General features: G+C 60.0%; 15 protein-coding genes. 11 read left to right on the forward strand and 4 right to left on the reverse strand.

Going from position 1 to position 13434, the window contains the following annotated elements:
- Nucleotides 1-72: 72 nt before the first annotated feature.
- Nucleotides 73-1257 carry an NAD(P)/FAD-dependent oxidoreductase gene (locus AC1DWQ_RS15935; protein ID WP_477670517.1) on the reverse strand — a complete coding sequence of 395 codons (1185 nt, stop codon included), beginning with the start codon at nt 1255-1257 and terminating at the stop codon, nt 73-75.
- 174 nt (nt 1258-1431) lie between these two features.
- On the opposite strand from AC1DWQ_RS15935, the gene AC1DWQ_RS15940 reads away from it, so the two are divergent.
- The 6 genes from AC1DWQ_RS15940 (at nt 1432) to AC1DWQ_RS15965 (ending at nt 5701) form a co-directional block, all read left to right on the forward strand.
- Nucleotides 1432-1995 (forward strand): DUF4410 domain-containing protein, encoded by a 564-nt coding sequence (locus AC1DWQ_RS15940; protein WP_477670518.1) that lies wholly within the window; start codon nt 1432-1434, stop codon nt 1993-1995.
- Between the two features lie 128 nt (nt 1996-2123).
- Nucleotides 2124-2786 carry a hypothetical protein gene (locus tag AC1DWQ_RS15945; protein ID WP_477670519.1) on the forward strand — a complete coding sequence of 221 codons (663 nt, stop codon included), beginning with the start codon at nt 2124-2126 and terminating at the stop codon, nt 2784-2786.
- 65 nt (nt 2787-2851) lie between these two features.
- Nucleotides 2852-3289 (forward strand): hypothetical protein, encoded by a 438-nt coding sequence (locus AC1DWQ_RS15950; RefSeq protein ID WP_477670520.1) that lies wholly within the window; start codon nt 2852-2854, stop codon nt 3287-3289.
- 84 nt (nt 3290-3373) lie between these two features.
- Nucleotides 3374-3868: a hypothetical protein gene (locus tag AC1DWQ_RS15955; protein ID WP_477670521.1), complete on the forward strand. Its 495-nt coding sequence runs from the start codon at nt 3374-3376 to the stop codon at nt 3866-3868.
- A gap of 244 nt (nt 3869-4112) precedes the next feature.
- Nucleotides 4113-4610, forward strand: a complete 498-nt coding sequence (locus AC1DWQ_RS15960) for a hypothetical protein (protein ID WP_477670522.1) — start codon at nt 4113-4115, stop codon at nt 4608-4610.
- A gap of 206 nt (nt 4611-4816) precedes the next feature.
- The gene (locus AC1DWQ_RS15965; protein ID WP_477670523.1) at nt 4817-5701 is read left to right on the forward strand and encodes an NmrA family NAD(P)-binding protein; all 885 of its coding nucleotides are present in this window, start codon (nt 4817-4819) and stop codon (nt 5699-5701) included.
- A gap of 25 nt (nt 5702-5726) precedes the next feature.
- Here the strand turns inward: AC1DWQ_RS15965 and AC1DWQ_RS15970 are convergent, their stop codons facing one another.
- Nucleotides 5727-6296: a DUF1439 domain-containing protein gene (locus tag AC1DWQ_RS15970; RefSeq protein WP_477670524.1), complete on the reverse strand. Its 570-nt coding sequence runs from the start codon at nt 6294-6296 to the stop codon at nt 5727-5729.
- A gap of 157 nt (nt 6297-6453) precedes the next feature.
- Between AC1DWQ_RS15970 and AC1DWQ_RS15975 the strand changes: the two genes are divergently transcribed.
- Entirely contained in the window at nt 6454-6873 is a 420-nt protein-coding gene (locus tag AC1DWQ_RS15975; protein WP_477670525.1) for a hypothetical protein, read from the forward strand.
- Between the two features lie 21 nt (nt 6874-6894).
- Here the strand turns inward: AC1DWQ_RS15975 and AC1DWQ_RS15980 are convergent, their stop codons facing one another.
- Entirely contained in the window at nt 6895-7152 is a 258-nt protein-coding gene (locus AC1DWQ_RS15980; RefSeq protein WP_477649662.1) for a hypothetical protein, read from the reverse strand.
- 154 nt (nt 7153-7306) lie between these two features.
- Between AC1DWQ_RS15980 and AC1DWQ_RS15985 the strand changes: the two genes are divergently transcribed.
- The 4 genes from AC1DWQ_RS15985 (at nt 7307) to AC1DWQ_RS16000 (ending at nt 12591) form a co-directional block, all read left to right on the forward strand.
- Complete coding sequence (locus AC1DWQ_RS15985; protein WP_477670526.1) at nt 7307-7714, forward strand: MerR family transcriptional regulator; 408 nt, start codon at nt 7307-7309, stop codon at nt 7712-7714.
- Nucleotides 7715-7771: 57 nt separating this feature from the next.
- On the forward strand, nt 7772-8770 hold the full coding sequence (locus AC1DWQ_RS15990; RefSeq protein ID WP_477670527.1) for an aldo/keto reductase: 999 nt from the start codon (nt 7772-7774) through the stop codon (nt 8768-8770).
- Between the two features lie 258 nt (nt 8771-9028).
- A complete protein-coding gene (locus AC1DWQ_RS15995) occupies nt 9029-10627 on the forward strand; it encodes an ABC transporter substrate-binding protein (RefSeq protein WP_477670528.1) in 1599 nt (532 codons plus the stop codon).
- Between the two features lie 92 nt (nt 10628-10719).
- Entirely contained in the window at nt 10720-12591 is a 1872-nt protein-coding gene (locus AC1DWQ_RS16000; protein WP_477670529.1) for a CocE/NonD family hydrolase, read from the forward strand.
- A gap of 39 nt (nt 12592-12630) precedes the next feature.
- Here AC1DWQ_RS16000 and AC1DWQ_RS16005 read toward each other — a convergent pair whose 3' ends face one another.
- Nucleotides 12631-13431, reverse strand: a complete 801-nt coding sequence (locus AC1DWQ_RS16005) for an IclR family transcriptional regulator (RefSeq protein ID WP_477670530.1) — start codon at nt 13429-13431, stop codon at nt 12631-12633.
- Nucleotides 13432-13434: the final 3 nt, after the last annotated feature.

The raw sequence follows: 13434 nt of genomic DNA on the forward strand, positions 1-13434 counted from the left end.
TGTAGCCATTGGGGGTCATGCGCGAGCAGCTATCAATTCAGGAGCAAAAAAGGAAGAAGGCGTGAACCCAACCTAGATCACGTTCTTCTCCAGCAAGCTGCGCCCCTCTACCAGCCGCTGCACCGCCAGCGGCGACAAGTCCAGGCTGGTGTAGCCGCCTTCGGCAATCCACTCCGCCAGGCCGCGCCCCACCGCCGGTGACTGCTGCAACCCGTGGCCGCTGAAGCCATTGGCCAGCAGCAGGTTGGGCAGGTGCGGGTGTGGTCCCAGCAGCGCATTGTGGTCGTGCGTGTTGTATTCGTAATAGCCGGCCCAGGCGCGCTGCATGCGCACGGCCTCAAAGCCCGGCACGCGCTTGGCCAGCGTCAGCCAGGCTTCGTCGAAAAGGTCGTAGTCCACCTCCAGCGGCGCGTCGTTGCCGTCCTGGCCCTGCGCCGGCGGCAGGCCGCAAATCCAGATGTCGCCTTCGGGCCGAAACCACAAACCGCTCGGGTCAATCACCAGCGGGCAGTCAGGCGTCTTCGCGGGGCTGGCAAATGCGTACACGCAGCGCTTGCGGCCATACACCGGCAGGTCAAGGCCCGTGCCGGCCAGCAGCGGCCGCGCCCATGCACCCGCCGCATTGACGGCCCAGTCGCACGGCAGCTGCGCGCCGCCCTCCAGCGCCACGGCACTCACGCGGCCGCGGCTGTGCGCAAAGCCCGTGGCCTCGGCCTTCACATACTGCACACCCAGGCTGCGCGCCTTTTGCTTGAAGGCCATCAGCAAACCATAACCGTCAAACCAGCCTTCGCCCGAAAGGCCGAGCGACGCCAGCGCCAGGTCGTCCACCTGCAGCCACGCAAAGCGCTGTTGCAACTCGGAAGGCGTCATCAGCATCACATCGACACCGGCTGCGCGTTGTGTGGCGTGGTTCTCTTGCAGCGTGGCCGCGCCGGCTTCAGAGGCCAGGTACAAATAGCCGCGCTCGGTCAAACCAATATCAGGCACATCACCATCGACGGCCAGGTGCTGTTTGATGTTGCGTAAAAAATCAATGCCGAATTGCGACACCGCAATGTTCACCGGCTGTGAAAACTGCTGGCGAATCGAGCTGGCCGACAGCGCAGAAGAGGCTTGCGTGTAAGTGGGGTCACGCTCGACGACAGTGATGCTGCCGTCAAAACGCGGGTGCGTCGCCAGAAAGTACGCGATGGCGCTGCCGATCACGCCACCGCCGACGATGACGATCTTTTGTGCGGATGCTTCAGGGTTCATGCTGCTGCTTCATTCATTACACAGTGGAAGCGCCACATCCTACAGGCCGCGGCGGGCCTGGTTTCTGATCGGCATGCTGCTTCAGCATCAGGGTCTCCGCATTTGCGGTGCGTGCGCATTCATCCCATATGATCGCGTACGCCCAGGGGCGCTCCCTGCAACTCACACATTCAAATGCAACAACTTATCCAACGCTTCATCCTGTGCCTCGCCATCGCTTCTCTTGTGGGTTGCGCTGCGACGGTCACCCAGTCACCGGCTGCGGCATCTTCGCCGTCTGCGACGACACCGCGAGCGCAAGCGCTCTCCGGGGCGCTCGTCGCGGTCGTCAGCGGCAGCCAGGCCGTACGAAGCAACGCTGATTGGCCGTCGTTGGTGGAAGAATGGAAGGAGTCGCTGGCAGAATCCGCAAAAACCGCGAAGATCCCATTCGTCTTTGCCAAGGATGAAGCCGCAATTCCCTCGAACGCCTCCATCCTTGTCCGTTTGACCGTCAACGACTTCAAGTATGTGTCTACAGCGAAGCGATACGTGTTGGGCGTGCTGGTTGGAAACGCGTACATGGACGTTAACGCCCAGTACATCGAGCTTCCTTCGAACAAGTCGTTCGGAGCCAAAAATTTCAATACCTCCTCGAGCGCCTGGGAGGGCATTTTCTCAGCCGTTACCCCCAAGCAGGTTCGAACCGTCTCGGAGGTGATTGTCAGGGACGTTGTTTCAACGTCGCCCGCGAAATAGTGCGTTCCGCCGCTCGGTCGAACCGATGGTCAGTGGTTGGCCTGACCTCCCGCCATTGACCCTGTCTCACCGCACCAAATATCCCGCGGGCGGCGACTGTCGCCATCAGCCGATAACTACCGGAGTTCATGTCCATGCGTCTATTGCTAGCTTTCCTGGCTTCCCTCTCCCTGGTGGGCTGCGCCACAGGCCCGGTGTCTCTGCCTGTCGAGAACCTCGCCGCATCGGCCCGGACACCGGTCGAAGACCTGCGCCCGAAGAATGAAGGCACTCGCGAAATCTTTAGCCTGCTGATTACCAGTGATCGCTACGGTTATTTCCGGTTGGCCCAGGACCTCACAGACCCCACCGGCCCCCGGCTGTTCTCCCATCGTCTGCAAGAAAAGTATGGTGCCGGACCCGTCCCTCCAACCAGGTTGCATCACTTTGCGGTGTATTCAAACTATCGCGCAGAACTCAAAAGCGCGGCGTTGGGTGCTGCACTGGGAGGTGCCATTGGCGCCGCCATTACAAGCGGCACCGTCAAGCGCGAAGGTGAAACCGTCCATACCCTGGTCGATGCAGCGAGCTATGCCGCGCTCTCGGGCGAGAACGAATACCAGCGCGCCTTCTACACCGAAGCCGAACTCAAAGCTGGCACCTCCGCGTTCGTGATCTTCATCGAGAGCGAATCGCAGGGGCGGCGTCGCTTCACGCGCACCGTATCTCCCACCAAGCCCGCTCAGGCGGATCAAAGGAATCCGCTGCACCGGGCCCTGGAGGCTGCCATTCACTTCCATCTGAACCCCTGAGAAGGTTGCCTGGCAAGACTCCGCGCCATTCCGCACTTCTGCGGGACATGTCAAAGTTAGGACACATGGAACACCACATCATTGCCAACGCCGAATTGGTGCGAAACATTGCCAGGGGAAAGCTGGCCGTCATCGTCGAGTACAACGAGGCTGGAGTGCGCTGGCTCGACGCATACATTGATCGTCAACGCCAAACTGCGAGTGAGGAAGTCAAGAGCAACCTGCCGAGCACCTTGGGCTCATTCCTCGGTGAATGCATCCGTCACACTTTCGGCGGGCAGTGGGTGCAAGATCCAGAGCACGGCTGGATGGTCAGGATCAATGACAAGTTGTCAGTCTTTCCCTTCAACAAGGTCGCAAAGCAGCTTGCCAATGAAGACGGTGAATCTGTGTCGGGCCTCTTCACCGCCATCTCTCCGCTATTACTCGCAGACATTCCTGGCGAGCCGTCTGTCTTCGCACCTACGCTTAAAAAAGTGCGTCCCTGGTGGAAGTTCTGGTAGCCGACCTGAAAATGACTTTCCGGTAAAACGAGGCACTCTGCCGGCAAGTCGGCTGTGCACCCTGCATCTCAAACATTGAGCATCATGAGTCCGATCGTTCCCGCAACCGAATTTGAAATCTGTGTCTCTATGGGTGACTTCGTCAGTTGGACTGTCGAAGACAAGCCAGTGCCCAATCCAGACCTTCAAGCCGTCTTTGATGCCCTGGGTGTAAAGATTGAGATCTTATCCATCCACCACGATTACTTTGACGATGCTTACCGAGCCGGGCGTGGGGACGTTCATGTCTACCCCGTAAAGGGCGATCCGGACACCGTTGTCGTGCTTGATCTATACAGCGATCCACATGACCAACTGGACTTGGTGAGTCTATTGATGCGTTGCAAGCCATCTTCAGTAACAGAGATTGCGCGGCTCGTATCTGTGTTCTTTAACGGTGCGTCAGCGCAAGTCCATACGTCGCAGCAAAGTGTTTCTATCAGGCTTCGGAGGTCAATCGACAAGACGCAATATCCGCGTTCCATCTCTGGCTCTGAGTTTGTTCAATGCCAGATTCATCACCAGGATACTGATGCCTGATCAGTCCTCGGACGCTTCGAGGAACATGCTGCTGCTTCATTCATTACACGGTGGAAGCGCCACATCCTACAGGCCAGCGCGAAACGGGGCGGTATTGTCGCCATACAGCGACAAGCGATGTAAGGCGCAAGTGTGTTGTGCAACGGTGTGTGTGAAGGGTCAACAGCGCTGCATGCCACGCCGTTGAACACAGGCTACGTGATAACAATAATTTCCATCATCCATCCATTCAAAGGACTCTCTCATGAACAAATTGCTCGCTACTCTCATTGCTACCCTCTTCGTCGGCATTGCTTCTGCACAAACACCGGCACCTGTCGAGTCGTCCACGCAAACCGCTCCGGTTGCCGGCAAGGCTGAAGCCAAGGCCGACAAGTCTGTGGCAGCCGCCGTGAAAAGCGAAGCCAAGGTTGACGCCAAGGCCGATGCCAAAGTGGTGAAGGCCGAAGAAAAAGCCGCGGCGAAAACCGCCAAGGCAGATGCCAAGGCCGCTAAAGCCAAGGTCAAGGCCGACGCCAAGGTTGAAAAGGCAGACGCTGACGACAAAGCCAAGGCCACCACCAAAGCTGAAAAGGCCACCACCAAGGCAGATGCCAAAGCAGCCGGCGTCGCTATCGATGCCAATGCCAAGGTTGATACCGTGAAGGCCAAAGCCGCCGCCGACAAGGCCAACGCTGCGGTCGACACCAGCGCAGTCAAGGCAGAAGCCAAGACCGACGTCAAGGCAGCCGGCACCAAGTAAGCGGCAACGCGGGTCAAATACATACCCGCTGATCCAAAAAGACAGGCTGAGGCCTGTCTTTTTTTTGCCTGTCTCCTTGTGACCGCACGCGTCGCAGCCCTTCCTTGTCCCTTGTCGGCGCATTCCGACTTTCCAGGGCTCCAGTGGCTGTCACTGAGGAGCCTCGCCTGCCTCGAGCATGGATCTTTTGACACCAGGAGAATCCCATGCATATCATTCTTGGCGGAACAGGACACGTCGGCTCGGCGCTGGTCAAACGCCTTATCGGTGCGGGCGAGCCCGTCACCCTCATCACCCACGACCCCAAAAAATCCGGCCGGGTGGGCAAGACCAAACACGACGTACCCCAACGGGCGAAGGTCGCTGTTGCCGACGCCCACGATGTACCGTCGCTGCGCAAAGTCTTCCAGCAGGGCACGCGGCTTTTTCTGCTTAATCCGCCGGCGGCTCCCTCCACCGACACCGATGCCGAAGAGCGCAGCACGGTGACGTCCATCATTGAGGCACTGCAAGGTACACGCTTCGAGAAGATCGTGGCCGAGTCCACCTATGGCGCCCAGCCCGTCCAGCGCGCGGGCGACCTCGGCATTCTTTACGACATGGAAAAAGCCCTGGAGGCACAAGCTGTGCCGTTCAGCGTGATACGCGCGGCCTACTACATGAGCAACTGGGACGCGGCGCTGAAGACCGCGCAGGATGAAGGTGTGATCGACTCCATGTACCCGGCGGACTTCAAGCTGCCCATGGTGGCGCCGCAAGACCTGGGTGAGTTCGCTGCGCGCCTGATGACCGAGCCCGCCGGCAAAACCGGCCTCTTTCATGTTGAAGGGCCAGAGCAGTACAGCGCAGGCGATGTTGCCGTGGCCTTTGGAGAGGCGCTGCAAAAACCCGTCTCGGTGCGTGTTGCGCCGCGCGAGAAATGGGAAGAGGCCTTCAGGGCCATGGGCTTTTCAAGTGCTGCGGCCAGATCGTATGCGGCAATGACAGGAATCACGCTGGACCGGCATTACACCGTGCCCGATGCACCTGTCCGCGGTCGCACCTCGCTGCGCGCGTATGTGCAGGCGCTGGCGGGCGAGCAACGCGGCTAGCGCGTTACCGCGGCGGTCTGCTGGCTCAGCTCAGCGGCTTGTTCACGAACTCAATCACCAGCCCCCGCGCCGTCACGGTGATCCGGTCAGGCTGCACGCCCATGCTGTTGGGCAGTGCCAGGTCCTGCGGGTTGAGCGAGTGCAGCACAACGCCCTGCAGCGCCTGCTCGGCCAGCTGCGGGCCATAGCCTGATACCAGCATCGACGCCTGCGGCGGCAGGCCGTCAAACTGCAGCGTGTTCACGCGCAGCTGGTGCGCGCGTATCGTCATGTCGCTGGCTTCGTAGCGCAGCGCAAAGTCCAGGTCAAAGGTGCCGGGGTAAGCACGCTGCAGCGCCGGGCCGGCGGCTTCCACCGCCATGGCGGCGCCCAGCCGGTTTTGTTCGGGTAGCAGGCGCAGCTGCGGTGCCTGCACGGTCATGTCCAGCAGGCCGTTGGCGCGCTTGCGCACCGGAAAGCGTTTGGCCACCGCGTCCTGCAGCTGGGCCATGCTGACGGTGTAGCTGGGCTGGGCCTGTGCGCCCGGCAGGGTGAAATACACAGCTCCGCCCAGGCACAGCCGTGCGGTGGTGGCGAGAAGCAGTCTTCGTTTCATGCTTGTTGTGTCCTTTCAGTGCAAGAGCCATGATGCGTCCGGTGCCCCGCCACGCGTGTCATTCAAAAGCCCGTGTCGGGGTCGGCGTCCAGCCGATGGCGATTCAAGCGGCCGGGCGGCAAGAGGGCGGATTTCATATTCCTGTATGGTCGGCCTGATGCGAATGCTTTTGACCTTCCTGCTGTTTCCGGCCGCCACGCTGGCGATGGCGCAACCCACCAAGGGCGAGCAGGATGCGCTGGCCCTGGCGATCAGGTCGCAGCGTGTCCTCAATGAATACGCCATCGGGGCCATGGAGCCGGAGGCCATGAAGTACGCCCAGCGGCTGCGCCTGACCCAGGCAGCGCTGGACGGGCAGCGCAAGCAGTGGCCTGCGGCCAAGGAAGGGCCTGATCCGTTTGATCAATTCCGGCCTTGCAAAAATGCGCTTGAAACAGCGTCTTACCTTGCTGGGCTTTCGGGCAAGAAGGCCGTCAGTGCGCTCGACGACAAGGTGTTTCATGCCGGGAAAGACAAGCTGCAGAAGCTTCGCGCCGAGTGCGATGCGCTCATCAAGCGCGCCAACGCAGAGCGGTAAGCCGCCTGTGCTTGAGTCGCCTCAGCGGCCCACCACCGACCAGCCGGCCTTCTGGTTGGTCTTGTCGTTCTCATACTCCCACGCCGTCCCGCAGCGGTCGCATTTGTAGCGGGTGATGGTGATCAGCCCATGGCGGCGCGTTTCATGGCGCGGGTCGCCCTGCACCAGCTCGGGGTGGCCCGGGGCCTTGCGCCAGTTGCGCTGGATGCCGGCGCACGAGTCGCAGAGTTCCATCTTTTTGAGTTCGCTGGCGCGGTTGGGGTCTTGGGCTTGGGTCATGGGGGTGCTCTTGCGTTGCAGGATGTGCCCTATTGTCGCCCCAGGGGATGCGAAAGCGATTTGGCCTGCCGTTTCCAGTGGTCGCGGCAGCCAAAACACCCTGTGCGAAAAAGGGGCTTGACTTCGAGTGTGCTCGAAGTTTTACAGTCCCTTCATGACCACCGCAACCATTGACTCCCCCACCGTCTCCTTAAGCATTGCCGAAGCCGCAGAAGCCTCGGGGCTGAGCGCCTACACGCTGCGCTATTACGAACAGATCGGCCTGATTGCGCCGATAGACCGGCGCAGCGGCGCGCGCCGCTACAGCGATGCTGACATGCGCTGGCTCGACTTCCTGGTGCGTCTGCGCGCCACCGGCATGTCGATGCGTGACATGCAGCGCTATGCCCAGCTGCTGCGCGAAGGCAACACCGCCGCCAGCCTGGACGAGCGGCAAACCTTGCTCGAAGCGCACGCCGCGCGGCTGGAGGCCGGCATCCGCAGCCAGCGCGAAACCCTGCAGTACATCCGCAAGAAGCTCGGCCTCTATGAAGAGCTGCGCGCCGTGCCGAAGCGCGCCTGAACCCATCCCTGTCTATCAACCCTTTCAACCAACCCTTCAACCCAACGCAAACACACCATGATCAAAACCCGCACCCTCGGCCGCAACGGCCCACAAGTCTCCGCCATCGGCCTTGGCTGCATGGGCATGAGCGACTTCTACAGCAACCGCGACGACGCCGAGTCCATCGCCACCCTTCACCACGCGCTCGATCAAGGCCTGAATTTCCTCGACACCGCCGACATTTACGGCCCGCACACCAATGAGCTGCTGATCGGCAAGGCCATCGCCGGCCGCCGCAAGGACGTGTTCATCGCGACCAAGTTCGGCATCACGCGCGACCCGGCCAATGAAGCGGCGCGCGGCGTCGACGGTCGGCCTGAATATGTCAAAGCCAGCTGCGACGCCAGCCTGCAGCGTCTGGATATCGACCAGATCGACCTCTATTACCAGCACCGCGTCGACAAGACCGTGCCCATTGAAGACACCGTCGGCGCCATGGCAGAGCTGGTGAAAACCGGTAAGGTGCGCTATCTGGGTTTGTCCGAAGCCTCTGCCGCCACGCTGGCGCGTGCCTGCAAGGTGCATCCCATCGCCGCGCTGCAGAGTGAATATTCGCTGTGGACGCGCGACCCCGAAGTCACCGGCGCCCTGGCCGCCTGCCGCGAGCACGGCGTGGCCTTTGTCCCCTATTCGCCGTTGGGCCGCGGTTTCCTGACCGGCGCCTTCAGCAAGCCCGAAGACCTGCCCGCCGACGACTATCGCCGCAAGTTTTCGCCGCGTTTTGCCGAAGAAAACTTCAGGCGCAACCTGGCACTGGTTGATGTCGTCAAGCAGCTGGCCGCAACCAAAGGCGTCACCGCCTCGCAAGTGGCGCTGGCCTGGGTGCTGGCCCAGGGCGCGGACATCATCCCGATTCCCGGCACCAAGCGCCGCAGCTACCTCGACCAGAACATCGCCGCACTCGACGTCACGCTGAGCCCGGCCGAGCTGGTCCAGCTCGACAAGGCCTTCCCGCCTGACGCGGCCGCCGGACTGCGCTACCCCGCGTCGTTTCTGGGTACGGTCAATGCGTGACACAGGCTGACATCCTTAGGGGGCAAGCCAGCGGGCTCCGCCTGCGCTGAACCCGGGCCGTAGAGTTCTATTCAGTGACGCGTCCCGGTTCTGTGTTCCCTCTGGTCAAAAGTCCCTCGCCGCCTGATGATTCTGTAAGGCCGGTGCAGCGAAAATCCCGAAGTTGTTGTATCGTACAACAATACGATGTATCATTCAACGATACATTTGTATTTGCCTTGCTGTAGAAGGCCTGGCCTAACTTCATGGAGCTTCAGAATGGGAATCGCACTAACTTGTCCCCGCCGGTTGCTGGCGGCTGCCGTGGCTGTGACGCTTTCGGGTATGACGTCAGCTGCCGATTTACGGATCGGGTTCAAGGCCGAAGTCACTTCTGCCGATCCCCACGTTCTGGGCGCCGCAAATCGTGGCGTCTGGATGAACGTCTACGACTCGCTGATTGGCCAGGATGAAAAGCTGCATCCCATTCCTCTGCTTGCCTTGTCCTGGAAGGCGATAGATGACAAACAATGGGAATTCAAGTTGCGCCCCGGCGTCAAATTTCACAACGGCGAACCGATGACGGCCAACGACGTGAAGTTCTCGCTGGACAGGGCCAGGGCGCTGGCCGGCCCGCGAACATTCAAGACGTATTTGAGAGCGGTCGACAGCGTTCGGGTCCAGGATCCGCTGACAGTCATCATCAAGACGAAGGAAGCCGCGCCCACTCTGCCTGAAAACGTAGGTCTCGTAGCCATTCTTTCGAAAGGAAGCGGGGCGGAGATCAAGGAGGAAGACTTCGAGAACGGCAAGGCGGCGGTGGGCACCGGTCCCTTCAAGTACGCAGGACTCATTCCAAGCCAGCAAGTGACCATGACACGCAATGACGCGTACTGGGGCTCAAAACCGGCCTGGTCAAAAGTGATTTACCAATTCATACCGAAAGAACCGGCGAGAGCGGCGGCAATGCTGGGCGGAAGTGTCGATGTCATTGATGGCGCTGCCGGTAGCTTGAGCGAGACCTTGAAGAAAAGCGACAAGGTGTCGGTGGTCTCTACGACCTCCTATCTACTCAACTACCTGTCCATGGATCAATTTCGGACGGTTTCGCCTTATGTCACCAGTCATGACGGGAAACCGCTGGCCAAGAACCCGTTCCAGGACAAAAGAGTCCGCCAGGCCATCACAGTGGCCATTAACAGGGACGCCATTAACAAGTTCGTCATGAAAGGCGATGCGGAACCAGCGACGCAGATCGTTCCCGCCGGCTTTTTTGGGTACGAGCCCGCACTGAAGCTTCAGCCCGGGGACACGGCGCGGGCCAAAGCCTTGCTGACCGAGGCAGGCTATCCCTCCGGATTCAAGGTGGTTCTGCACTGCACCAATGACCGGTACCTCAACGACGCACGGGTCTGCGAAGCAATTGCCCAGATGTTGACCCAGGCGGGGATAAAAACCGACGCAAGGACGCTCCCCTACGCGAACTTTGTTACCCGGGCGACAAGCGGCGGAGCTGGTGGCGAGCCTGAATTCAGCCTGGCCATGTTTGGCATTGGTGCGGTTCTCGGTGATTCGCTGGAGCCTTCCACCGCCGTTGTCCATACCTTTGACAAGGCCCTGGGGACCGGAGCCAACAACTATGGCCGGTACAGCAACAAGGAGTTTGACGCGGCGATCCGCTCTGCGTCAAAAACATTGAGTGAAAAGGAACGCGAAGAGTTGCTGCGAACGGCCGCAAGGGTTGCCGCGGAGGACGTTGCCATCGTGCCGGTGCATAACGCGAAGGTGGCGTGGGGGTTGCGCAAAGGCCTGAGCATGGTCCCGCGAAGTGACGGGTTCACGGTGGCGAGTGCCATCAAGGACGCAGCTTCGAAGTAAAACAGATCAACGAATAGGGGTGAGGTGAGGGGGTCACCGGTGCTGGTGTCAGCACCGGTGGCGCTCCAATCCGAGCCGAACCAGGGTAATCAATGAAAGACTCGACGTTCAGCAATCTTGCTGTGGTGATTGAACGCAACGTGATGGTGCCGATGAGGGACGGCGTGAGGCTCTCGACCGATATATATCGCCCGAGACAGGAGCCGGGAGAAGATCCGAAACCGTTCCCGGTCATCATGGAACGCACTCCCTATGGGAAGCACCTTGAAAGCCGCACCGAACGCGAACCGGGGAGCACGCGCCCTATGTCACGCGAAGAGGTGGCAACGTATTTTGTGGCCCAGGGTTATATCGTTGTGTACCAGGATTGCCGCGGCAGATACGGGTCCGAAGGAACATTCACGAAGTATCTGAGCGAGGCCAACGACGGCCATGACACCTGTGACTGGATCGTGCGGCAGCCCTGGTCCGACGGCAGGATCGGGACCAAGGGCCTTTCCTATGCGGCACATACGCAAATGGCCCTGGCATCTACCGGTGCACCCGGCTTGCTGGCCATGTATGTCGACTCCGGCGGGTTTTCAAACGGCTATCAGAGCGGCATCCGGCAGGGCGGCGCGTATGAGTTAAAGCAGGCGGCCTGGGCTGTTCTCTTCGCATCGAGCATTGCCCAGCGGTCGGAAAATACGGCCGTCGCCAGCACCCTGAAGAATATCGACGTCGACGACTGGTTCAGAAGAATGCCGTGGCGCCGTGGAAACTCACCGCTTTCGGAAGCACCGGAATATGAAGAGTTTCTCTTCGATCAATGGGAGCGTGGTACGTTCGATGCGTACTGGAAGCAGCCCGGAATTTATGCGGAGGGGTTCTACCATCACCTCAAGAATGTGGCGACAGTCCATATGTCTTCCTGGTATGACGTCTATACGCGCACCGCAGCCGAAAATTACGTCAGCCTCAAGAAAATCGGCGCTCCGGTAAAGCTCGTTTTTGGTCCGTGGGTGCACGGAAACCGGTGGTTGACCTATTCGGGCGATGTGGATTTCGGCGAGAAATCCACTTTTGGCCAACACGCTGCCGCAAGCTTTCTTGAGGCAAGGCTCAAATGGTTTGACCACTGGCTGAAAGGCCTTCCGGCCGCTGAAGACAACGCCAACGTGAGGCTGTTCGTGATGGGCGGCGGCTCCGGCAGAAAAAACAGCGAGGGACGTCTTGACCATGGCGGTACCTGGCGTTCCGAGCAGGACTGGCCGATTCCGGATACGCGGTGGACGCCCTACCATCTTCACGTTGATCGTTCGCTGTCCCCCTCTCTTCCAGAGAGGCATCACGGCGCGCTGGCGTACCGGTTTGACCCCAAAAATCCGGTTCCCACCTTGGGCGGCAGCGTGGTTTCACGTCCACCCGGAATACTGGCCGGGGCTTTCGACCAAACAACCGATGAGCGCTTCTTTGGTTGCGCAGAACCGTTTTACCCACTGACCGACCGTGAAGATGTGCTTGCCTTTTCAACTGAACCGCTGGCGGAGGATGTCGAGATTACAGGGCCGGTGGTGGCGAACCTGTGGATATCCTCCGACTGCCCGGACACGGATTTCACCGTCAAGCTGGTCGATGTGTATCCGCAAAGCGAAGACTACCCAAAGGGTTTCGCCATGAACCTTACCGACGGGATTCTGCGGGTGAGGTACAGGGACTCATGGGAGTACCCGGAATTGATGACGCCGGGAACGGTGTACCCCATCCGCATCGAGGCGTTTCCGACAAGCAACCTGTTCAAGGCAGGGCATCGCATCCGGGTTGACATTTCGAGCAGCAACTTTCCGCACTTTGACGTCAACCCGAACACCGGGGATCCTGAGGCGCAGGCAACGACGAGCAGGACGGCGCTCAACAAGGTGTACATGAGCAGCCAGCATCCATCGCACGTGGTGCTTCCTGTGATCCCGAAGCGTTCTCAATAATGGTGGTGGCTGCAGCGCGCCCCACCAGGTGCGCTGCCGCTAATCGGCAGAAGCGTCGGAGCGACGATATCCGAGCTCAACCGAAAGGTCGTAGGCCGCCGCGCACAGCGGCTTGGCCAGTTTCTCCAGCCCTTTGGCCGTGATGCGGCTTGAAGGAATGGAGATCGCCATGGCGGCGATGACTTTTGATGTTCCGTCGCGCACCGGTGCCGCCACGGAAAGGACTTCGTTCGTGATTTCGCCCAGGGAAGTGGCGTAGCCCTGCTTGCGGATCTTGATCAGCTCCTCATTCCATTTTGCGCGTTGCACGATGGTGTTGGGCGTGAACTTCTGAAAGTCCTGTGCGAAAAATTCGTTCAGAAACTCTGCGGGGGCATAGGCCAACAGGACTTTGCCCGACGCGCCACCGTGGAGAGGCCGCCTCATGCCGACGGACCCGTGGATGCGAACATCATGGGTGGAGTCCCATCGGGCCACAGAGACGGATTCAAAGCCGTCACGGACACGGATCTGCACAATCTCGTTGAATTTGCTGGCCAGCTGCTGAAGATATTTGCTGGCCTGCCTGACCAGGCTGACCTGTTCGTCGGCAGCCAACCCCACAAGCAATGCGTTGTAGCCGAGATGGTAGGTCGCAGCGTCACCCGATCGCTGCACGAAACCGCGCCGTTCCAGTGTGCTCAAAAGGCGGAACGCCCTGGCTTTGGTAATTTCAGATCTTTTGGAAAGCTCGGTCACACCCAGGCCGGGGTTCTGGGCTACAAGCATCAATAAGCCGAGTGCTTCATCTACCGACGCTACGTTATAGTCCATTGCCTTCTTGCCGCTGGCTTGCTTCAACGG

The organism is Polaromonas sp. P2_G11, assembly GCF_056403595.1.